This window comes from Pseudaeromonas sp. HNCC25DJ182 (assembly GCF_055413365.1).
In genome coordinates this window covers 1-22,842 of record NZ_JBVAYG010000012.1, presented here as the reverse complement: position 1 = coordinate 22,842, position 22,842 = coordinate 1, and the positions used below count along the sequence as shown (strand labels likewise).

Below are 22,842 nucleotides of genomic sequence, written 5' to 3'. Positions count from 1 at the left end.
CGCCCTGAGGAAAGAGTGACAAGACAGGATTGCACGGAAAAGCGTGAGCTCAGGTTTTCTTGGCCGATGGTGCCGACTCAGGAATGGCCAACAGCGGTTCGACGATCAACTGCCCCTCTTGGTGGATGATCTGGCACGTTGGATAATCCCGCTCGCTGGTCAGCTTGAAACCGGCAATATCGACCTTCACCCCGGCATAGAGATGACGGGCACACAAGACCCGGGCTTGAGCCAAAAAAGCCTCGCGTTCCGCATTGACCTGCTCCCATTCCCGCTGTTCCTCAGCCAGCTGTTCAACCAGATGAGCACGCGTCGCCGCAATTTTCTGACTCAACAGATTGCGTTTCTCGCCAATAGGCAATTGATGCACTTTGGCTTCAGCATCCTCGAGATGCTTGATGGTGAGCTCACTCGTTTCAATCGCTCCGCGCAATTCCTTCTTGCGCGCCAGTAATTCTGGATAGCAACCGCGAATAGAGATATGGGTCGAGGTGTCGGCCATTCCCCCCAGCGTCACAGCCAGAACCTGTTTTCCAACAACAATCTCCCCCCCCAACAACGAACCTTTGCTGCGGCTGGCATCCGCGACGGTCAATGAACCAGGGGTTTCAATCCGGCAATGCAGCAACTGACTCCCCACTGTGACATCATGGCCTGCACTAATGTCCGCATATTGGGCAAAACGGGCAGAGACAGCACCGATACAGCGGATGTTGCAAGAATAACGTCCTGACTGATGCAGCGGGTGACCTATGATGCCTTTTTCGACTAACAGATCCCCTCCCACCTCTATCGAGGCCGATTCCACCAGACCCGCCACTGTCACACTACCACCCGCCTTGATGCGCATCCCCTCACACACATTCCCGCTGATCATGACACTACCGGAAAACGTGACATGCCCAAACTTGGCATCGACATTCTGGATATTCAGCACCTCATCCACCTGCATGCCGTGCTCAATCTCCTGAGGGAGCCCTTCTTGCGTCGCAATGAGCAGCTCTGGATTATCCGTACTGAGCTGAGTTCCAGACCCTATATTCCAGGGCACCTCCACACCGGGTTTAGCCGGTAGCGGCTCACCGGTGACCTTGAACCCGGGGATCCCCGGCTCCGGTGGATAGCGACACATGACCGCATCGCCAGGCACCACAGTCACCATGACCCCTAGATCCCGCAAATCAACGCGATCTTGTCGCGCATCCTGTACCTGAGGCCGCAAGATCCGCTCGCGCAAGGTTTCCACCAGTTTTTCGAATCGGCTGTCTGCGCCATTAACAGCCAATTGCCCCTCGGCCACCACAGCGCTGAGTTGAGCTCCTGGTGGCAATGCCGCCACCTGAACCAATAGCTCGCTGATCGCTTGGGTACTGATACCATGGGTAATGCTGGCAGCATGCAAACTGGCCCGAACCTGAGCTACATCGACCGGTTTTCCGGCAAAGGGAGCCGTCACAGTTGCCGTGGCCGTCATGGCATCTTTACTCAATGCCACCGTCACTTGGCCGTCCTGACGCCGGGCGACGATCATCACCGAATGTGAAGAGGCCTGATCGGGCGATGACTGGGATTTTAGTTCCTGAAAATTCTTGGCCGCATCCTGCAGTGCTTTGTCACTAACCTGATAATTTCTAAAGTTGGAATGTTGCAGCAAAGAAGCCAGCACCTTGGCATCAACATGCGCTTCTACCGGCTCGATGGCGAGCAAGACAAACTGACCATCAGAAGAGAGGTAAAAGAAATCGGGTCCCAGATCTCCGGCCCCAAATAACGAAGCATCAGACAGCGAAGAGACTGAATCGGACATTACAAACCACCAGTTAGTGTATATGTTCTTTTGATACCAGATCAGTGCTCCCACAAGCATGACGCACCTTACAAAGTGGGATTAATCTTTATACAACTATGGCAAATTTGTCAGGAATGACTATCCGCTCACAGCGGCAGAACGATGACATTTGTCTTTGTATTCAAGTGGATACTTATGCTGGGTGCAGAAACAAAAAACGCCGGACAGGCCGGCGCTTTCTCTGACGGGAGCTAGTTATTGCAGGATGTGCCGCAAGGCACTGAAGAAGCGATCGTTTTCTTGCGCAGTCCCGATGCTGATCCGCAAGTGGTTCGGCATGCCGTATCCGGCGATAGGACGCACGATTACTCCTTGTTGCAGCAACGCCTGGTAGATGGGCGCCGCGGGTTGAGCCAGATCGACGGTGATAAAATTCCCGCTCGATGGGATAAACGTTAATCCCAACTCGTTGAAAAAGGCTTCATAGCGCGCCATTTCCTGCCGGTTCAACGCCACAGCGCGCTGCAGATAATCGCTATCCTCCAGCGTGGCTTGCGCCGCAACCAGGGCCAGGGCATTGGCATTGAAGGGCTCACGCACCCGATTCAGGACGCTGGCCAACTCAGGGGTCGTGACTGCATACCCTAGGCGTAAACCTGCTAGACCATAGGCTTTGGAGAAAGTCCGAGTCACCACCAGATTGGGGAATCGCGCCACCCAGGCAGCGCTGTCGGCACGCAATGCCGGATCCATGTACTCGTTATAGGCTTCATCCAGGATCACCAGAATATGCTCTGGCACTCGCGCCAGAAAAGCTTCCAGCTCGGCCGGCGGCAGTACGGTACCGGTCGGATTGTTCGGATTGGCAATACAAATCAGCTTGGTCTTGTCGGTAACCGCCGCCAGCATGGCGTCCAGATCGTGACCCCAGTTTTTAGCGGGCACCACCACGGCATCGGCACCGTGCGCCTGGGTGGCCAGGGCATAGACGATAAACGAATACTGGGCATAAATGACCTCGTCGCCTGGGCTGACGAAGGTATGAAAAATCAAGTCAATGACCTCATTGGAACCATTGCCCAAGGTCAAACCCGCGGCATCCAGACCGAAGACCTGAGTCAGTTTCTGCTTGAGATAAAAGCCGTTGGCATCGGGATAACGGGTTAAATCGGCCAATGCCGCTTCAATCGCCAGTTTCGCTTTCGGACTCAACCCCAATGGATTTTCGTTCGATGCCAGTTTGACGCAGTCGCTGATCCCAAGTTCACGCTCCAGCTCCTCGATAGGTTTGCCGGCCTGATAGGGTTGCAAGCCGGAAACCCCGGCGTTGGCCAATGCCAAATAGTCCATAATGCTGATCTCTTTGCTATGACAATCGGTAACATCAGGGCCCCGTAGGGCCCTGATTCTATTAAGGAATGGAGCTTAATCCGACTCAGCCGTGCTGCTTGGCAAAGCGCTCCATAAAGGCCACCAGCGCCTTGACCCCTTCGAGCGGCATGGCGTTGTACAGGCTGGCTCGCATGCCACCGACGATACGGTGTCCCTTGAGCGCCATCAGATTGGCAGCCTTGGAGTCACTAAGGAAGGCAGCATCCAGAGCGGCATCTTGCAACTGGAACGGAATGTTCATCCGCGAGCGACAGTTCAGCGCCACATGGTTGCTGTAGAAATCGCTGGCATCGATATAGTCATACAGGAACTTCGCCTTCTCGATATTCCGGGCTTCCATGGCTTCCAGACCACCCTGGCGCTTCAACCACTTGAACACCAGACCGGCCAGATACCAGGAATAGGTCGGCGGGGTGTTGAACATGGAGTCGTTATCGGCCGTCACCTTGTAATCGAAGATTGCTGGGGTATCGGGGCGGGCATTCCCCAGCAGGTCATCGCGAACCAGCACCACCGCCAGACCGGACGGGCCGATATTCTTCTGGGCACCAGCGTAGATGATGCCGTACTGGCTGACATCCACCGGGCGAGACAATATGGTGGAGGACATATCGGCTACCAGCGGAATGCCGTTGGTTTCCGGCAGATCGAACATCTCGATGCCTTCAATGGTTTCGTTCGGGCAAAAATGCACATAGGCTGCATCAGCACGGAACTGAGGCTTTTCGATCAGCGAAAAACCACCGTTGTCGTGCTTGACCACACCCTCGACGCCCTGAATATCACCAAACTTCTGACCTTCGGTCAGTGCCGCTTTCGACCAGACGCCGGACAGCAGGTAGTCCGCCTTCTTGTTGGCACCACCCAGTAAGTTCTGGGGCACGGCCGCGAACTGGCCGCGACCACCACCGTGCATGAAGAGTACCTTGTAGTTGTCCGGCACCTGCATCAAATCGCGCAGATCCTTCTCCGCCTCGGCGGCAACCGCCATGTACTCCTTGCCACGGTGGGAGAGCTCCATCACGGAGACACCCAGACCACTAAAGTCGATGAATTCGCGTTGGGCTTGCGCCATTACCTCTTCCGGCAGCATGGCCGGGCCTGCACAAAAGTTATAAACCTTGCTCATCTTCTCTTCCGTTGGCTTCCTTGGAACTACCAGCTTTTACACCGAACCGTGATCCGGCGCAAAAGGTTTTTCATCGACCTGGTCGATGCCATTTCCCGGCATTGACCAGATGATGGATAAATAAAAGGCGGCCCGCAGGCCGCCTCATGTCATCAGACGTTATTCGTCAGCATCCTGTTCGGTGGCTGGCGCATCGCCTTCGACGTCGGTATTGGCTTCCGCATCCATCCCGGTCTCGATGGCATCATCGACCAACGACTCGTCACTTTCGTCGACCACCGGCTCGGCGATACGTTCGAGGCTCACCACCTCTTCGCCTTCCATGGTGCGGATCAGACGGACACCGCCGGTATTCCGACCTATGATGCTGACCTCGGTAACGCGGGTACGCACCAGGGTTCCGGCGTTGGTGATCAGCATGATTTCATTCTGCTCAGTCACCTGCACGGCCCCGACGACCTTACCATTGCGCTCATCGACCTTGATGGAGATAACACCCTGGGTACCACGACTACGGGTCGGGTATTCGGACAAGGCGGTCCGTTTCCCATAACCGTTAGCTGTAGCCGTCAGGATGGCGCCATCCTCACGAGGCACAATCAGCGACACCACACGATCACCGCTTGCCAGTTTGATACCACGAACCCCGGTGGCGGTCCGGCCCATCGGGCGGACACCCTTGCTGCTCACCTTGGTTTCCGCGCTATCAACACCGTCAACCGCATCAGAGCTATCGCTCTCGGATTCGGTCTCTTCGCTGTCATCATCGGTATCACTGTCGGCGTCGCCACGAGCGTAGCCTTCAGCGAAGCGGACGACCTTACCCGCATCGGAGAACAGCATGATCTCGTTGCTACCGTCGGTGATATCGACACCTATCAGTTCGTCCCCTTCCTTAAGCGTGATGGCACGAATACCGGAGCTCAACGGACGGGAGAAAGCCGACAGTTCCGTTTTCTTCACAGTACCGTCAGCAGTAGCGAAGAACACGTATTTGTCACTGTCATAAGACTTGACCGGCAGGATCGCAGTGATCCGCTCGTTCTCGTCCAGCGGCAGTAAATTGATGATGGGTCGACCACGTGCGGCGCGGCTGGCTTCCGGCAGGTTATAGACCTTGAGCCAGTACACCTTGCCGCGCGTGGAGAAGCACAGAATGGTGTCGTGGGTATTGGCCACCAGCAGCTGCTCGATGAAGTCTTCTTCCTTCATCTTGGTGGCCGATTTACCGCGACCACCCCGACGCTGGGCTTCATAGTCTGACAAGGGCTGATACTTCACATAGCCTTCATGGGAGAGCGTCACCACTACATCTTCCGGAGTGATCAGATCTTCCATGTTGATTTCAATGCTTGCCGCTTGAATGGTGGTACGACGCGCATCGCCAAACTGACTCTTCACCAGCTCCAGCTCTTCACGGATCACTTCCATCAAACGTGCCGGGCTGTTCAGAATGCGCAACAGTTCAGCGATCTGGTTCAGCAGTTCCTGATATTCATCCAGGATCTTCTCATGCTCGAGGCCGGTCAACTTGTGCAGACGCAGATCGAGAATGGCTTGCGCCTGTTGTTCAGTCAGGAAATATTGGCCTTCGCGGATGCCGTATTCCGGCTCCAGCCACTCGGGACGAGCGGCGTCGTCACCAGCACGCTCCAGCATGGCAGCGACGGATCCCAGAGCCCAAGCCTGAGCAATCAAACCCGCCTTGGCTTCCGCCGGGCTCGGTGAGTTCCGGATCAGCTCGATGATGGCATCGATATTAGCCAGCGCAATCGCCAGGCCTTCCAAGATATGGGCACGATCCCGCGCCTTGCGCAGTTCGAATACGGTACGGCGAGTCACCACTTCACGACGGTGGTCGATGAAAGCGGCCAGGATCTCCTTGAGGTTCAAGGTCTTGGGTTGACCATTGACCAAGGCAACCATGTTCATGCCGAACACGTTTTGCAACTGGGTATGGGCATACAGGTTGTTGAGTACCACCTCGGCGACTTCGCCACGGCGCAGCTCGACCACCATCCGCATCCCGTCTTTGTCCGATTCGTCGCGCAGGGCTGTGATGCCCTCGAGCTTTTTGTCTTTGACCAGCTCCGCGATCTTCTCGATGAGACGCGCCTTATTCACCGTGTAAGGCAACTCGGTGACTATGATGCTCTCTTTACCGTTTTTCTCGTCGGTCTCGATATGGTGCTTGCCGCGGACATAGATCTTGCCACGACCGGTGCGGTAGGCGTCGATGATGCCGGAGCGACCGTTGATGATACCGCCAGTCGGGAAGTCCGGACCTGGCACGTACTGCATCAGCTCATCAATGGTCAGCTCACTATTGTCGATCAGCGCCAGACACGCCTCGACCACTTCGGTCAGATTGTGGGGCGGGATATTGGTTGCCATCCCGACCGCGATCCCGGATGAACCGTTGACCAGCAGGTTGGGGATCTTGGTCGGCATCACCGCCGGGATCATCTCGGTACCGTCATAGTTCGGCACCCAATCCACAGTTTCCTTATCCAGGTCGGCCAGCAATTCGTGGGCGATCTTGTTCATCCGGATTTCGGTGTAACGCATCGCCGCCGCGGAGTCGCCATCCACAGAACCGAAGTTACCCTGACCGTCGACCAGCATGTAGCGCATGGAAAAATCTTGTGCCATCCGCACTATGGTGTCGTAAACGGCACTATCCCCGTGCGGGTGATACTTACCGATGACGTCACCGACCACACGGGCCGATTTCTTGTAGGCCTTGTTCCAGTCATTACCCAGTTCGTGCATGGCGAACAGGACACGACGGTGCACAGGCTTTAAACCATCTCGCACGTCCGGCAGAGCTCGACCCACGATAACGCTCATGGCGTAATCCAGGTAGGAGCTCTTCAACTCATCTTCGATGTTGATTGGCGTGATTTCTCTGGCCAGCTCACTCATATAACCCTAGGTCCCTACTTCAATCTACTTGAAAGCATAAGGGCGGCATTCTAGCACAAAAATGGGTGATTCCCCAGCATCCAGAATGGCTTGCTGTCACAGGGCGAGAGCTTGGTTATAATGGCTCGCCATTCCCACTATGCCGTTTAGGAAGCCGTCGCCATGAACGTAGACCATCAGGAAATCGCCAAATTTGAAGCCGTTGCTAGCCGGTGGTGGGATCTGGAGGGGGAATTCAAACCTTTGCATCAGTTGAATCCCTTGCGCCTGGAGTGGATCGCCGAGCACTGCAATGGCCTGTTTGGCAAACAGATCCTGGATGTGGGGTGCGGCGGCGGCATCCTCTCTGAAGCGATGGCCCGTCAGGGTGCAAGGGTCACCGGCCTGGATATGGGCAAGCAACCTCTACAAGTCGCCCGTCTGCATGCTCTGGAAAGCGGCGTCGAGGTTGACTATCACCAGGGGACTGTCGAGGCGCTGGCCGAAGCGCAGCCGGGGCAATTCGATGTGGTGACCTGCATGGAGATGTTGGAGCATGTGCCGGATCCGGCATCCGTGGTGCGCGCCTGCGCGCGGCTGGCCAAACCCGGCGGTCAGCTGTTTTTCTCCACCATCAATCGCAATCCGAAATCCTGGTTGCTGATGATCGTGGGCGCCGAATACCTGCTAAACATGGTTCCTAAAGGCACTCATGATCACAAAAAATTCATCCAGCCAGCAGAGCTTGCCCGCTTCGCAGAACAGGCTGGCCTGCAGCTCAAACTGATGCGCGGCGTGCGCTACAATCCCCTGCTGGGCCAGTTCAGCCAGACCCATAAGGTAGATGTCAATTACATGCTGCATTGCCACAAACCGGAGTAATCCTGATGTCACACCCTGCGGCTCCGCGCTTTGCCGCCGTCCTGTTTGATCTGGATGGCACCCTGCTCGACACAGCCCCCGATCTGGGGGCGGCAGTAAATCATGTCCTCCAGCGCGAGGGCATGGCACCACTGCCGGACACAGTCATCCGCCGTATCGCCTCCGATGGGGCCTTGGGGCTGCTCAAAGCGGGCTTTGGTGAGGAGCAGCTGGCGCGCATGGATACCCCCGCCCTGCGACAAGCTCTGCTGGATTACTACGCCGCCCATCTCTGCGAAGGTACGCGTCCCTACCAGGGCATGCCGGAGTTTATAGCCTGGCTCAATGCCCAGGGCATCCGTTGGGGCATAGTCACCAACAAACCGGCGTTTCTCACCGAGCCCTTGATGGCACAAGTAGCGGAGCTACCCCACTGCGGCGTGATCGTCAGCGCCGACACCCTGCCGGTGCGCAAGCCTCATCCCGACCCTATGTTCTATGCCTGCGCCCAGCTCGGCGTCGAGCCGGCAGAGTGTTTGTATGTCGGCGATCACATCCGCGATATAGAGGCCGGACGCGCCGCCGGGATGCGAACCGCCATTGCCGGTTGGGGTTATATGGACCCGGCAGAGGCAACGGCCGAATGGGGGGCCGACTGGAACTTTGATGATGTAGCCGCCTTGCACCAGTGGCTAGCCCCTCACTGATCTGGCGCCCCATCCTCACTCAAGTCGTGCGCCAATCTGGCGCCCCCTTGCGTCACCGATTGGCGCAAGGCTAAACATAAAAAAAAAATGTATTTTTTTGTAACCGCCGCAAAGCCGCTTTGTACTTGCCTTGTAAAGATCTATCCACAACTCGTCCCCGCGGCAGTCCCTTGCAGCAGCCGTCGACGCCCGCTATGTTGTGCCTCGAAACCACAACAACACTAGATGTAGTATTTATCACCGACATCGCCCACCAGGGATGCACCCTATTTGCATCCTGCCCCGCGCCTTGTGATGCATGCCAACTCCCGGCACTACCATCACCCGCTGTATCCGGGGCCTTCGGGCATAGTCCTGATCACGCATCGCTGTGTTCCTGAGACTTCACCGCGCCGACACGGCCGGCATACAACAAGGAATGGGTACGGGAATGAACACCAATTTGCTAGTCACCAAACGCGACGGTCGTACTGAACCCCTGGATCTGGACAAGATCCACCGCGTGGTTACCTGGGCCGCTGAAGGGCTCGATAATGTCTCGGTTTCCCAAGTCGAGCTACGCGCCCATATCCAGTTTTATGCGGGCATGAAGACAGCAGATATTCACGAGACCCTGATCCGCGCCGCCGCCGATCTCATCAGCACCGATGCCCCGGATTACCAGTACCTGGCGGCGCGCCTGGCGATGTTTCATCTGCGCAAGAAGGCCTATGGCGAATTCACCCCGCCACCTCTGTATCAGCATGTGAAAAAACTGGTGGCTGAAGGCCGTTACGATGCTCATCTGCTGCAGGATTACAGCGCCGAGGAGCTCCAGGAGCTGGATCGCCACCTGCATCATGAGCGGGATATGCTGTTTGCCTATGCCGCCATCAAGCAGCTCGAAGGCAAATATCTGGTGCAAAACCGCGTCACCGGCGACATCTACGAGAGTCCGCAATTTCTGTACATGCTGGTTGCTGCCTGCCTGTTCTCCCGTTACTCCAAGGATACTCGCCTGGAGTATGTCATCCGTTTCTACGATGCCTGCTCCACCTTCAAGATTTCATTGCCGACGCCGATCATGTCCGGGGTGCGCACTCCGACCCGCCAGTTCAGCTCCTGCGTGCTGGTGGAATGCGATGACAGCCTGGATTCCATCAATGCCACCGCTTCGGCCGTGGTGCGTTATGTTTCGCAACGAGCGGGCATTGGCATCAATGCCGGTCGCATACGCGCCCTGGGCTCGGAGATCCGTGGCGGCGAAGCCTTCCATACTGGCTGTATCCCGTTCTACAAATACTTCCAGACTGCAGTCAAATGCTGCTCCCAGGGCGGTGTACGCGGTGGCGCCGCGACCGTGTTCTATCCACTGTGGCATCTGGAAGTGGAATCCCTGCTGGTACTGAAGAACAACCGGGGTGTCGAAGACAACCGGGTGCGCCACATGGACTATGGGGTTCAGCTCAACAAGCTGATGTACCAGCGTCTGATCCAGGGTGGCAATATCACCCTGTTCAGCCCTTCGGCCGCCCCCGGTCTCTACGATGCCTTCTTTGCCGATCAGGCCGAGTTTGAACGTCTGTATCTGCAGTATGAGGCAGACCCTGCGATCCGGAAAAAGAGCATCAAGGCAGTCGAGATCTTCTCCCTGTTGATGCAAGAGCGCGCCGGAACCGGGCGTATCTACATCCAGAACGTCGATCACTGCAACACCCACAGCCCCTTCGATCCGGCCGTGGCACCGGTGCGGCAAAGCAACCTCTGTATGGAAATCGCCTTGCCCACCAAGCCGCTCAACGACTTGCGCGATGACAATGGCGAGATTGCCCTGTGCACCCTGTCAGCCTTTAATCTGGGGGCTCTCGACTCGCTGGATGAGCTGGAAAACCTGGCCGATCTGGCGGTTCGCGCCCTGGATGCACTGCTGGATTACCAGGACTATCCGGTTCCGGCCGGGAAAAATGGTGCTATGTGGCGACGCCCGCTGGGGATTGGCGTTATCAACTACGCCTACTACCTGGCCAAACACGGCGTGCGCTATTCGGATGGTTCCGCGTTGGGGCTGACCCACAGAACCTTCGAGGCCATTCAGTACTATCTGCTCAAGGCCTCGGTGGCTCTGGCCAAGGAGCTTGGCCCCTGCCCACGTTTCCACGAAACCACCTATGCCAAGGGCGTGTTGCCAATTGATAGCTACAAGCGGGATCTGGATGCCATCTGTGCCGAGCCGCTGCAACTGGACTGGGAGAGCCTGCGCCACGCCATCACCACTCATGGCCTGCGCAACAGTACCTTGACGGCGTTGATGCCCTCCGAAACCTCCAGCCAGATCGCCAATGCGACCAATGGTATCGAGCCGCCCCGGGGCCTCATCAGCGTCAAGGCCTCCAAGGACGGTATTCTGCGTCAGGTGGTACCGGACTACGCCACCTTGAAAGAGCGCTACGAGCTGTTGTGGAGCCAGCCCTCCAACGAAGGCTATCTGCAGTTGGTGGGCGTGATGCAAAAGTTTGTCGATCAGTCGATTTCGGCCAACACCAGCTACGACCCGTCGCGTTTTGACGGCGGCAAGGTACCGATGAAGCAGTTGCTCACCGATCTGCTCAATGCCTACAAGCTCGGCATCAAGACCCTTTACTATCACAATACCCGTGATGGTGCCGATGATGCCCAGCAGACCCAGGATGATGGCTGCGCAGGCGGCGCCTGCAAAATTTAATGCCCTGTATCCCCTCTGCGGAGGGGATAGCCATGAGGCCAATGAAACCCGTGAGATAGCCTTGAAGGATCCAGACCGTGGCTTACAGTACATTCAGCAAACAGGCCAATAATCCGCTGCAAGAACCCATGTTTTTTGGTCAGACGGTCAATGTGGCGCGTTTCGACCAACAAAAGCATGAAATCTTCGAGAAGCTGATCGAAAAGCAGCTCTCCTTCTTCTGGCGCCCGGAAGAGGTCGATGTCTCGCGGGATCGCATCGACTATCAAGCCCTGCCTGCTCACGAACAGCATATTTTTCTCTCGAATCTCAAGTACCAGACCCTGCTGGACTCGATCCAGGGACGCAGTCCGAACGTGGCCTTGTTGCCTCTGGTCTCGCTGCCCGAGCTGGAGACCTGGATCGAGACCTGGGCCTTTTCCGAGACCATCCACTCCCGCTCCTATACCCACATCATCCGCAACCTGGTCAAGGATCCGGCGTTGGTGTTTGACGATATTGTGGTCAACCAGGAGATCATCAAACGGGCCGATGATATCGCCAGCTATTACGATGAGTTGATTGCCGCCACCCAGCTCTGGCAGCAATTTGGCGAGGGAGAACACCTGCTCAACGGCAAGACTGTTCAGGTCTCCTTGTATGAGCTCAAGAAGAAGCTCTATTTGTGCCTGATGAGTGTCAACGCCCTGGAGGCGATCCGCTTCTATGTCAGCTTTGCCTGCTCATTTGCCTTTGCCGAGCGCGAGCTGATGGAAGGCAACGCCAAGATCATCAAGTTGATTGCCCGCGATGAAGCCCTGCACCTGACTGGCACCCAGCACATGCTGAACCTGCTGCAAAGTGGCAAGGATGATCCGCAGATGGCGCAAATCGCCGCCGAATGTCGGGACGAGAGTCAGGCATTGTTTTTACGCGCCGCCGAGCAGGAAAAAGAGTGGGCTGAATATCTGTTCAAGGATGGCTCCATGATCGGCCTGAACCGCGACATACTATGTCAGTACGTGGAGTTCATCACCAATGTGCGGATGCAAGCCGTCGGACTGACCCCACCCTTCGCCGACAAGCCGAACCCTCTGCCCTGGATCAATGCCTGGCTCAGCTCCGACAATGTGCAGGTCGCACCGCAAGAGGTGGAGGTCAGCTCCTATCTGGTCGGCCAGATCGACAGCGAAATGAACGCCGGTGACCTGGATGGCTTCAGCCTGTAACGACCCAACCATGAGTGCGTCATGACAGATCCCGTGCTGATCACTCCGCGCGGCCGTTTCAAACTCCAGCCCGGTGAGACCCTGCTCACCGCGTTGGAGCGTACCGGACATGCCGTCGAATATCAGTGCCGCAGCGGTTACTGCGGTGCTTGTCGCTTGCAGCTGGCGCAGCCGGAGCAAGCCGCACATCTGGTTTATCCCTCCCCACCGCTCGCCTATATCGGGCCGGGTCAAGTATTGCCCTGTTGTTGCCAAAGCCGGGGTCCAATCTCCCTGCAGGTTGAAGTGGCGCAGTCGGCAGCAGAGCCGTCGTGCGATGTGGTCATGCCACTGGCCTGAGGCTGACCACAGACTGGCGTATTCCCCGCTCTCCCTCGCCCCGCAATATCCGTACTGGTACACACGGCATCAGCCAAGGTTCGCGACCGCGAGTTTTGACTTGTCAGGTGGGGATCCTAAGCTCAAGAGAGTATTGATAGCCTCGGGATTGGCACTCATGTCTCATCACTCTCTACTGCTATTGCTCGGTAGCCTATTCACCGGCCTATGGTGTGGATCGGCGCAAGCCACCGACTCACCGTTGGAAAGCTATTTGCGCCAACAAACACTCCGGGATCAACTCCAGGCGACTTACGGCGCTGCGGTACTACCGCGCATCGATCAATGGCTCGCCACCCTGAAACGTCAGGAGAGTATGGCCGAGCGCAGCAAAATCGAGAGCGTCAACAACTTCTTCAATCAGCTGATCTACGTACCGGATCAACGCCTGTGGGGAAAGGATGATTTCTGGGCGCGCCCGCTGGAGTTTTTAGGGGCCCGCGGTGGCGACTGCGAAGATTACAGCCTGGCTAAGTATTACACCCTGATGGAGTTGGGGGTTGCCGAGGAGAAGTTGCGACTGGTCTACGTCAAGGCGCTGGATTACAACCAATTTCATATGGTGCTGGCTTATTACCCGACCAAGAAGTCGGATCCGCTGGTGCTGGACAACATTAAGGCAGCTCTCTACCCGGCCAGCAAGCGTCCCGACTTATTCCCTGTCTACAGCTTTGATGCCAAGAGTTTGTGGATCATGAACCAGCGCAAGGAAGCTCAGTTAGTCGGCGATGCGGATCGTCTCAAGCTATGGACCGATTATCGCAGTCGCATCGGCAACGGTAACTTCAAATCACCACGCATGGTTCTGTAATCGTTCAAGTTAACGCAGACCCGCTAGCGCAGGAGCAGCAGCTGGGTGCATAGGAATCAGCATGGCTGCTTGCTGCATATGGGCAGGTAGCCGGAACAGATTGGCATAGGCCGAGACTTTCTTGTTAAAGGATTTACGGTGTTGCCAATAGCCCGTGATCAACCCACTCACCAACTGATTATCCATGCCAGCAGTCGTCACCATGATGGCAGGCAGTGCCAAAGTTGGCGTGTTGGTCAGTACCCCGGGGTAGAGACGTCCCGGAATTTGGCTGACTCGATAAAAGGGATATTTTTCGGCCGCCCCCGGCTTATTCCTCGGTAGTATGGGAACGAAGCGAATGGCGCAACGCTTGGCCGTATCCAATACCTGTTTGTTAGGATGACCGATGACCATGGCCCAGGCCGCGATTTTTTGCTCGCATAGCGCTGTCATTGGATCATCAACCGCAACTTCCTGCTGCTCCACATCGGGCAATCCCAACTGTTTGAGCACCAGCAAGGCCGTGGCTCGCGAGCCTGAATGCTCGGCCCCCAGATAAAGCGGCTTGCCCTGTAGTGCGGCCAGATTGGCCGTTTGTGTACTGAGCACCATCAAGGTGAACGGCTCGGCATGGGTCGCCATCACAGAGCGCAGTTGCGGGATAGCCCGTCCCTGATAGGGACCTTCGCCGCGCTGCGCCCAATACAGAAGATCCCCTTGGACCAGCGCCAAATTGACCAGACCTTCACGCAACAGCTGCAAATTCTCAGTCGAGCCAGCGCTCGGCATCACAGAGCAGACCAGATCCGGATCGTCCAGCGAAGCCAGACGGCAAAACTCGCCCGCGATCTGGAAATAGACGCCGTTCAGATCGCCACCGGCAATCACGATCGGTCCTCGCGTTGCGCCCCAGCTCAACAGGCTGAGGCTCCAGAGAATCACTCCGAGTGTGAGCCGATTAAGGGGTGAGCCCATCGCTACCTCCAACCTGTGAATAGCCATTAAACTCCAGCTCCAGCAGCAATTCAGTCTGCGGTGCAGACTCGAGCAACACCCCGGCCCCCAGATCATGGACGGTAACATTATGCAAAATCCAATAGGCTGGCGGGATATCCGGCTGCCACGAAGTAATCACCCACTGTGGCTGCATTTTCTCCAGCAGCAGGAAACTGGATTTATCGGCCATGAAATTGCCTAGCTGATGAGTAACCCCTAGTCGGGAGAGTTCGGACAAGCGTTCAAAACACCCTTCAGGCAAGGCATCCCCAGTGGCCTGCCACTCCAGTTGCAAGGGAGCTTGGCTCGATAACAAAGCGCGTAACTGCGGCCACCAGGGATCCGCCAGCAATGTTAATGAAATCGGCACCCCGCGCGCAGGCTCAGCCAACGCAAGAGGCCATATCCGCTGAAACTCCAGCCAGATGCGTTCAGGATCACGACTCTCACTCTGACGCCAGGTCAATAGTGTCGACATCGGGATCGGCAGTCGTTGATAGAGCAACATATCGCCCTGAGTGGATCTGAATTGGCTGGGCGGAGTTAGGGAAGTAACAACCCGGGGCGATTTCTGGAACCCCAGGCTTTGCCGCCATCTGAGCAGCTTTAGTTTACGACGCAGATAGTTACGATGTTTTTCCTGGATCAGCTGGTTGACGGACTGTGCTAACGCATCCAGTTCCCGGATGGCAGAACCTGGTAGGGTCCCCGGGAGGTGATTGCGGGACAAAATAGCGATACGTATGATGGCACGGCGCAATGGTCGCAACAGCACATGACCCAGAAGCGCTATCGCCACGACGGCGAGGGGCAAACCAATTCCCAGGATCCACAGCTGTGACTGCACGGCTCGCCATAAGTAGCCATAGGCATAACCGCGGTGACCTTCGATGTGCAAGGTGCCAAGCACATTCCAGCCATCGGTAATTTCACGGGATAGTTCGGTGCGGGGAAATGCCAATATCTGCACCAGCCAATCCGGAGCAGATGCCTCATCATCCGCAAACTCACGCTTGAATAGTTCCTTGCCATCCGGATCCACTAACCGGATGGATTTGACGTAGCCACCATCAAACATCGCATTGACAATGGTTTCCGCCATCACAGGATCGCCACCTAAAAAGGCTCCTTGCAACACCAAGCCTAACGAGGTTGATGCAGTTTCCAAATTTGCGGCCATCTGGTCATGAATGGAATCCCGCACCATGCCGATCTGGACCCGCACCAGTAACAAGGTGACCAATAGCAAGATGACCATCATGCAGACATTAAATAATCGGGAAAGCGTCATGCTCATTTCCTGTCAGGGCCTTATCTCTTCCCAAAGACTAGAAAACAGAGCAACAAATGTACAAGCTGGTGGCGTGTTAAACCTTATCTTGCACTCTTTTCCCGCATATTGACGCTCAACCATCACCCGGCTGACGCTAATTGATCTGGATCTTACTGCCACTCTGTTGCGACAGCTCGGCGGCCGCTCGCCAGCTCAGGCTACCGTTGGTCTCATAATCATTTTCCCGAGCACAGACTAACCACTCATCTCCGGCCTTGATCCGGGCGCCTTTGGAGAACTTTTGTCCATCAAACCAGCACACTCGCTCGGCGGCGCCATCCACGGGAATGAGCACGTCGGTACGACGCGGCCCCGTCGAGATAATGGTATTTCCTGAGGCGCTGTCGGTACCCACCACCACTGAATCGGCAGCAAAAGAGCTGCTGGAAAGCAGCAACATGGCAAACAAACAACGTGATGCAATCATATTATGTTCCTATTGTGTTTCCTGGTGCCCTCACCCGAGATAGCGGGCCGCAGCCGGCTCTGCTAGCATGGCATCTCATCTCAATTGGAGCTGAGCATGCTAACTCATTCCCGCCTAGCCTTGCTGGTCATCGACATGCAACAGGGGCTCTTTGCTTCGGAACAAAGTCGATACCGCAGCGCCAGTGTCGTCGCCAATATCAATCTGCTCATCGATGCCTGTCATCAGCAAAGCACGCCTGTGGTGTTTATTCAACACGATGGCCCGACTGATGATGTGTTAGAGCCACATACCGCCGGATGGCAGTTATTGCCACAACTACACCGTGAAACCACGGATCATCTGATCCGCAAAACAGCTTGTGATGCGTTTTACCGCACCGGCCTGCAGCCGCTGCTGTATTCACTGGGTGTTGGCCGTCTCATCGTCACAGGCTGTGCCACCGATTTTTGTGTCGACACCACACTGCGTGCCGCCGCCAGTCTCGATTATCAACTCATCGCCGTTGAAGATGCCCATACCACGGCTAATCGCCCTCATCTGGAAGCCGCCCGCATCATCGAGCACCATAACTTCATGTGGCAAAATTTACTGATCCCCGACCCTGTACAATTACTGAACACGGAACAGGTGATGGAGTACCTGACTTCGTAAACGTTTGCCAGCCAAGCGCGACAACCGCAGATATTTTGTTCAGGCACCATCGGTCATCGGGTGCCAAGATGTGCCGTCATCATGGAAATGCTGGAGGAAACTACACTCCGGCACCGAAAGCTGATTGCCCAACGTTGCTATTTTTTGCTAGTTTACTCCCCTCACCAGACATGGAACGACAAGCTGAGTGACTTGACGTTGCATCCATAACGTTGCGCATGAGGGACCGAAATGAGCCGAGTATCACTGGAAAAAGACAAGATCAAAATCCTGCTGCTGGAAGGTGTACACCCCAACACAGTCGACACCTTCAAGGCCGCTGGTTACAGCAATATCGAATACCTCAAAGGCTCACTGGAAGAAGCTGAACTGATTGAAAAAATCCGGGATGTTCATTTCGTCGGTATCCGCTCACGGAGCAACCTGACCGAACAAGTGCTGGCTGCCGCACAGAAGCTGGTCGCTATTGGTTGTTTCTGTATTGGTACCAATCAGGTCAATCTAAAAGCGGCTGCAGCGCTGGGCATTCCGGTGTTTAACGCTCCGTTCTCCAACACGCGTAGTGTGGCCGAACTGGTGCTGGGCGAGATCCTGCTGCTGTTGCGCGGTATTCCGGCCAAGAATGCCAAGGCTCACCGCGGTGAGTGGGACAAGAGCGCTAACAACTCCGTCGAGGCCCGCGGCAAGAAGCTGGGCATCATCGGCTATGGCCACATCGGCACCCAATTGTCCATCATCGCCGAAAGCATCGGCATGAAAGTCTATTACTACGACATCGAGAACAAGCTCTCCTTGGGCAACGCGACTCAGGTTGCCACCCTGGATGAGTTGTTGGCTATGTCGGATGTGGTCACCCTGCATGTTCCTGAAACCGCCTCCACCAAAGACATGATCGGCGAAGCGCAATTGGCGAAGATGAAAGCCGGTGCGATTCTGATCAACGCCGCACGCGGTACCGTGGTCGACATACCGGCTCTGACCGCCGCCATGGCCAGTGGTCATCTGGCTGGAGCCGCCATCGACGTGTTCCCGGTCGAACCGACCGCCAACGGCGAGCCATTTGTTTCTCCGCTGCAAGCTTTCGATAATGTCTTGCTGACCCCCCATATCGGCGGCTCCACTCAGGAAGCCCAAGAGAACATCGGCCTGGAAGTCTCCAGCAAGCTGGTGAAGTACTCTGATAACGGCTCCACGCTGTCAGCCGTCAACTTTCCGGAGGTTTCGCTGCCCGAGCATCGCGGCTCCAGCCGTCTGCTGCACATCCACCGCAACCAACCCGGGGTATTGAACAAGATTAACCAGGCCTTTGCCGACGAAGGGATCAACATCGCCGGTCAGTACCTGCAAACCACAGCGGACATTGGCTATGTGGTCATTGATGTTGAAACGGAACGCAGTGAAGAGGCCCTTGCGCGTCTGAAGCAAATCGATGGCACCATCCGCGCACGGATCCTGCATTAATCCCGCATTTGGATGCACAAAAAAAGAGCCCGCAAGGGCTCTTTTGTTATGGTTTGAATTTAAACAATCCGCGGCATTACTCCAGATTGAATACCACACTGACGTTATCGCTAAAACGGATATCATCGGCAATATAGCTGTCTGCCGGGGCCGCCTCTGCCATCATCATCTTCCCCATCACCATGGGGCGTTGTGGCATCGTGGTATTGTATTGAATGGAATAAACCTTACCCAGCGTCATGGTATAGGCCTTAGCCAGTTCGTTCGCCTTGCTTTTGGAATCCTCAATGGCCTGCTGGCGCACCTGATTCAGATAGCGAGTCTCATCACGCACACCGTATTGGATCCGTTGTACTGATTCCAGACCAGATTTCAACGCCACATCAATAATCTGACTGACGCGCTCCAACTGGTAGAGGCGTACGCTCACTTCCCGTGTCGCCCGATAGCCATTGGGTTTGGGCTTCTGATTGTCGGTATACACATACTCAGGGCTTAATTGCAGATTACCCGCCACCAAATCCTGGCGTTTAAATCCGGCCGCTTCCAATGCGTTCACAAACGCAGCCACCCGAGCATCCACCGCCTGCCGGGCCTTGAGGGTCTCTTTTTCCAACAAGCTAATCGAAAAATCCAGCGTTGCCATATCGGCTGGTACCCGAATTTCCGCACTTCCGGTGGTCACTATGTGAGGTGCATTCGCCGGAACGCCCTGTTCCTGAGCCTGAACCGCACAGATAAACAGGCAAGTAAGAAGAGCACTGGTTTTCAGCATGACAGGTTATTCCATCGCAGAGTCATAGATAGGTAGGTATTAACAAGAACACCGATCAGAACAGATGATGTAAATCAGTATGTTCAGGTAACAAGGGCATATGCAGCGGCTCGACGCCATATTCCAGATACACGGAGGTCATCTGCAACGAGGTGTCCGTTGACGGTACCTCATAGGCCGGGATCTCGTGAGTCGAGCTCTCGCCAAAAAAAGCATCCAGAGTTTCGTCACCATCTGACACCACCGAGGATAACGCCAAGGTGTAATTCTCCTGCGGCTCCAGCGGTGCCGCCAATACAGCCGGATCCAAAAAATCCGACTCGGCAGCCAACCAGGATAAATCCATAGGCGATGATTCGATCTCGTGCAGACTGATCGCATGCACACCATTCTCATCGGATATCAGGAGCTGGGTCGAGGCCAACTCCGCCATCGAAGCCAGTGGTGATATCGCCAAATGTCCCGATTGAAAGTCAACGCTCAGGTATCCCAACGGATTACCCTGCGCATCGGCAACCTCCAGTCCATCCAGCGTGTGGCCTGGCAACTGGGAATGGAAGCCAACCGCCGTCTGGCAATGGATCGAATCCCCCTGCCCTTCATAGCGAACGCCTTCTACTTCCAGCCAGTTAATCATCGCCACTCGGCCTCCCGAAACGCCATCAAATACCCGAATCAATTCGCCGCTAGTTAACCAATTCATCAGTTGGCAAGCAACTGCTTTGTGTACCAATCGCTCGACAACTCATGCTAACCGCCCGAGGACTATCCGGATTGGGCCCGAGAGCCCAATCCATTGCCCACGATTTACTTGATGACACCATCCTGATTGAGCAAATAGTCCTGCAACTGTTGCAACTCGGTAGACGTTGAGGCCAAACCGTCCAGGACAATGGTCAAATCCGCAGTGCCACCCCCACTGGCATTACCAGCACTGTAAACCTTGACCAGTGCATCGTCCCCACTGCCGGTAACGGACAGATAGTTGGAGAGATTACCCGTCGGATCGTTCAAGACATCTGCCAGATCCAGCTTGTCATGACCGATGGTGAAATCAGTGATGGTATCGGTTGATTTATCAGCATCCCCCTTCAACCAGACAAAGACATCATTGCCGTTACCACCCGTCATCTCATCACTACCGGAACCGCCGTACAGTTGATCATTGCCCACGCCACCATCGAGCCGGTCATTGCCTTCCTGACCAAACAGATAGTCATTACCGGCGCCGCCATCCAGAATATCATTGCCCAGATTACGACCCGATTCTTGCGCTAACTCCTCGGCATGATCCTGAATGTAAGCAACGGTATCGGCGCGCGTCCAGTGATCATAACCGTCGACCGTACTATGACCCGCTTCCAGTTCAGAAAAGACTTGCCAGCCGGCGCCGGCCGCCAGCATAAGCCCGGCATTATGGGCCAGCGTATCGGTAAAGGGCGCATCACCGAACAGCAGATCATTACCGCCACCGCCAGAAAGTTCATCATTACCGGCATCACGCAATACCAATGATGGATCCAGGTTCGCCAATACATCATCGAGTTGTTGAGCAGTCGTGATGTTAGTAGCCGCGTCGGGGTTTACATTGGCCAATTCGCCTTCGACCCGATTCAGAACGTTCAAATCATTGGCACTGACATTGATGCCGATGGCTTGGATCTGGGCAAACAACTGCTCCAACAAAGCGACTTCATTAACGCTATCGGATCCAGACAGTCCCAATATCTGCTTGAGAGCCTCGGCCTCTGAACCGTCAGGGTACCTGTAATTAGCCAAATCGGAGCTATTCCCCATCAGCCAACTATTCGGCTGACCGTCTGAGATAAAGATGGCTTGGTTGATGACATTAGACCCAGTTAACGGCGCATCACTTCCGGTTGAGCCTAACCAGTTCAACGCCGCTTGCAAGGCTGCCTCGTAGTTCGTTATACCTCCCTCTTTCAGCTGATTAACGGCCTGTTCCGCTGCCGTCAGCTCACCATCTTTGACATCAAACGAACCCAGACTGGTTGCGGTACTGTCGAAGTCGATGATATGAACCCGCACATGATCGGCTGCCCCACCGGCAAGATTAGCCAGCAAGTTATTCACCGCATCCTGCATGGCCTCCAGACGGGTCGTGTTGTTATGGCCGCCGTCAAAACTGATTTTGGAATCCATACTGCCGGAGGTGTCCAGCATCAGTATCAGATTGACGCTCTTACCCACCAAACTACTACGCCCTTCATCACCCACCAGAATGTCATCGCCACTCCCTGCGGCAATGGCTCCGGCATCTGCCGTCGTGATGAAGCGGGCTGAACTACCTGTCACGTCATTGGCATTAGACCCAACGAGTAACTGCGTATCACCATCCGGGTTGAAGGTAACAGTCAATTGACCACTCGCCGTGTCGCCATCTGCATCCGTCACGCCAACCACAAATGACTTATCAAACGGCTCCTCATCAATCCGATCAACAACCTCATAACCACTCACCCGGAAACTATTGCCTTCAAGACCGCTATGGTCCGACAGCTCGACTTTGGTAATGTGAGTCAATGTGGTCGGGATCTGGGTCATAACGCCATCAGTAAAGGAGGTTGTTCCGGTTTCGGTCACCAGATTGCCATCGGCATCTGTGCCGTGAACCACCCAATCCACATCATTCGTGCCAGCTCCCACGTTCACGGACTGAATATCGATCTTGAACTCAGCGCTGACAACTGGAGTCGTGAAGTTGAAATTGATGACCGCATCGCCCTCAATCCACTGACCGTCAGCCCCCAGACCTTGTTGACTGGAATTCACGGTTACACCCGGAGCAGAATCAATCATCATGACCACAGTCTGACCATCCGGAATGGTAGCACCGGGTTTGTAAATGCCTCCCGTGTTAGTAACCACCAAGTAATCCTGATTCCCACCAATGGTAGTGGAGAATGAGGCCCCAAACTCTTGAGTCGGAGCATCCAGTTTACCGTCCATGGTCAAGGCGTAATCACCAGACTCCTGATAATCCAGGGTGAAGATCAGGGACTGTGTCAATGAATCTGGATCATAGGCTCCGGCTGTTTCACTGGTGTAAGCAAACAGGGTTTCTGGATTGTTAGGATCCACGAAGAAGTAGACCGGTTTTTCATTAGAGGTCAGGGACGATTGGGCGTAAGTCACACTGGTGCCATCCCATCCCGGAATGTTGCCGGTCAAATCTCCCATCGCCGGTTGATCGGCGCCCAGGTTCAAGACCGAGGATCCTGTGGCAAAGCCAGCATCGCTGTTCAGTAGAACAGCAGACTCAACCGAGGTAAGGATCGGCGCATCGTCGGTCACCGTGACGCTCACATCCGCC

The 22,842-nt window shown here is 55.4% G+C and carries 18 protein-coding genes; 8 read left to right on the top strand and 10 right to left on the bottom strand.

The genetic code is table 11. The annotated features are described in order from the left end of the window. Positions 1-49: 49 nt before the first annotated feature. The 4 genes from ACZYUB_RS10815 to gyrA form a co-directional block, all read right to left on the bottom strand. Positions 50-1,807 carry a DUF342 domain-containing protein gene (locus ACZYUB_RS10815; RefSeq protein ID WP_463947813.1) on the bottom strand — a complete coding sequence of 586 codons (1,758 nt, stop codon included), beginning with the start codon at positions 1,805-1,807 and terminating at the stop codon, positions 50-52. 237 nt (positions 1,808-2,044) lie between these two features. Continuing rightward, entirely contained in the window at positions 2,045-3,139 is a 1,095-nt protein-coding gene (gene hisC, locus ACZYUB_RS10810) for a histidinol-phosphate transaminase (RefSeq protein WP_463947811.1), read from the bottom strand. A gap of 85 nt (positions 3,140-3,224) precedes the next feature. Then, positions 3,225-4,310, bottom strand: coding sequence for a 3-phosphoserine/phosphohydroxythreonine transaminase (gene serC, locus ACZYUB_RS10805; RefSeq protein WP_463947810.1), 1,086 nt, complete (start codon positions 4,308-4,310; stop codon positions 3,225-3,227). Between the two features lie 159 nt (positions 4,311-4,469). Next, positions 4,470-7,235 carry a DNA topoisomerase (ATP-hydrolyzing) subunit A gene (gene gyrA, locus ACZYUB_RS10800; RefSeq protein WP_463947808.1) on the bottom strand — a complete coding sequence of 922 codons (2,766 nt, stop codon included), beginning with the start codon at positions 7,233-7,235 and terminating at the stop codon, positions 4,470-4,472. Positions 7,236-7,397: 162 nt separating this feature from the next. Between gyrA and ubiG the strand changes: the two genes are divergently transcribed. The 6 genes from ubiG to ACZYUB_RS10770 all read left to right on the top strand — a co-directional run bounded on the left by ubiG (position 7,398) and on the right by ACZYUB_RS10770 (position 13,880). Further along, positions 7,398-8,096 (top strand): bifunctional 2-polyprenyl-6-hydroxyphenol methylase/3-demethylubiquinol 3-O-methyltransferase UbiG, encoded by a 699-nt coding sequence (gene ubiG / locus ACZYUB_RS10795; RefSeq protein WP_463947807.1) that lies wholly within the window; start codon positions 7,398-7,400, stop codon positions 8,094-8,096. A gap of 2 nt (positions 8,097-8,098) precedes the next feature. Further along, entirely contained in the window at positions 8,099-8,782 is a 684-nt protein-coding gene (locus tag ACZYUB_RS10790; RefSeq protein WP_463947956.1) for an HAD family hydrolase, read from the top strand. 430 nt (positions 8,783-9,212) lie between these two features. After that, positions 9,213-11,483, top strand: a complete 2,271-nt coding sequence (gene nrdA, locus ACZYUB_RS10785; protein ID WP_463947806.1) for a class 1a ribonucleoside-diphosphate reductase subunit alpha — start codon at positions 9,213-9,215, stop codon at positions 11,481-11,483. Between the two features lie 77 nt (positions 11,484-11,560). After that, entirely contained in the window at positions 11,561-12,691 is a 1,131-nt protein-coding gene (gene nrdB / locus ACZYUB_RS10780) for a class Ia ribonucleoside-diphosphate reductase subunit beta (protein ID WP_463947804.1), read from the top strand. Between the two features lie 21 nt (positions 12,692-12,712). After that, complete coding sequence (gene yfaE, locus ACZYUB_RS10775) at positions 12,713-13,030, top strand: class I ribonucleotide reductase maintenance protein YfaE (RefSeq protein ID WP_463947802.1); 318 nt, start codon at positions 12,713-12,715, stop codon at positions 13,028-13,030. 157 nt (positions 13,031-13,187) lie between these two features. Further along, positions 13,188-13,880: a transglutaminase-like cysteine peptidase gene (locus ACZYUB_RS10770; protein WP_463947800.1), complete on the top strand. Its 693-nt coding sequence runs from the start codon at positions 13,188-13,190 to the stop codon at positions 13,878-13,880. 9 nt (positions 13,881-13,889) lie between these two features. Here ACZYUB_RS10770 and ACZYUB_RS10765 read toward each other — a convergent pair whose 3' ends face one another. The 3 genes from ACZYUB_RS10765 to ACZYUB_RS10755 all read right to left on the bottom strand — a co-directional run bounded on the left by ACZYUB_RS10765 (position 13,890) and on the right by ACZYUB_RS10755 (position 16,618). Further along, positions 13,890-14,837, bottom strand: a complete 948-nt coding sequence (locus tag ACZYUB_RS10765) for a TAXI family TRAP transporter solute-binding subunit (protein ID WP_463947798.1) — start codon at positions 14,835-14,837, stop codon at positions 13,890-13,892. After that, positions 14,821-16,149, bottom strand: coding sequence for a LapD/MoxY N-terminal periplasmic domain-containing protein (locus ACZYUB_RS10760; protein WP_463947796.1), 1,329 nt, complete (start codon positions 16,147-16,149; stop codon positions 14,821-14,823). The genes ACZYUB_RS10765 and ACZYUB_RS10760 overlap by 17 nt, the downstream gene beginning before the upstream one ends. 136 nt (positions 16,150-16,285) lie before the next feature. Continuing rightward, positions 16,286-16,618 carry a DUF1496 domain-containing protein gene (locus ACZYUB_RS10755; protein WP_463947794.1) on the bottom strand — a complete coding sequence of 111 codons (333 nt, stop codon included), beginning with the start codon at positions 16,616-16,618 and terminating at the stop codon, positions 16,286-16,288. 96 nt (positions 16,619-16,714) lie between these two features. Here ACZYUB_RS10755 and ACZYUB_RS10750 point away from each other — a divergent pair, with 96 nt between their 5' ends. Continuing rightward, positions 16,715-17,272, top strand: coding sequence for a cysteine hydrolase family protein (locus tag ACZYUB_RS10750; RefSeq protein ID WP_463947792.1), 558 nt, complete (start codon positions 16,715-16,717; stop codon positions 17,270-17,272). 231 nt (positions 17,273-17,503) lie between these two features. Further along, the gene (serA, locus tag ACZYUB_RS10745; protein ID WP_463947791.1) at positions 17,504-18,733 is read left to right on the top strand and encodes a phosphoglycerate dehydrogenase; all 1,230 of its coding nucleotides are present in this window, start codon (positions 17,504-17,506) and stop codon (positions 18,731-18,733) included. A gap of 76 nt (positions 18,734-18,809) precedes the next feature. On the opposite strand, the gene ACZYUB_RS10740 is transcribed toward serA, so the two are convergent. From ACZYUB_RS10740 to ACZYUB_RS10730, 3 genes are all read right to left on the bottom strand, one after another. After that, positions 18,810-19,508: an SIMPL domain-containing protein gene (locus tag ACZYUB_RS10740; RefSeq protein ID WP_463947789.1), complete on the bottom strand. Its 699-nt coding sequence runs from the start codon at positions 19,506-19,508 to the stop codon at positions 18,810-18,812. A gap of 55 nt (positions 19,509-19,563) precedes the next feature. Then, positions 19,564-20,145, bottom strand: coding sequence for a hypothetical protein (locus ACZYUB_RS10735; RefSeq protein WP_463947788.1), 582 nt, complete (start codon positions 20,143-20,145; stop codon positions 19,564-19,566). A 170-nt stretch (positions 20,146-20,315) separates the two neighbouring features. After that, positions 20,316-22,842 (bottom strand): VWA domain-containing protein (locus tag ACZYUB_RS10730; protein ID WP_463947787.1); only part of this gene is annotated, 2,527 nt, incomplete at its 5' end.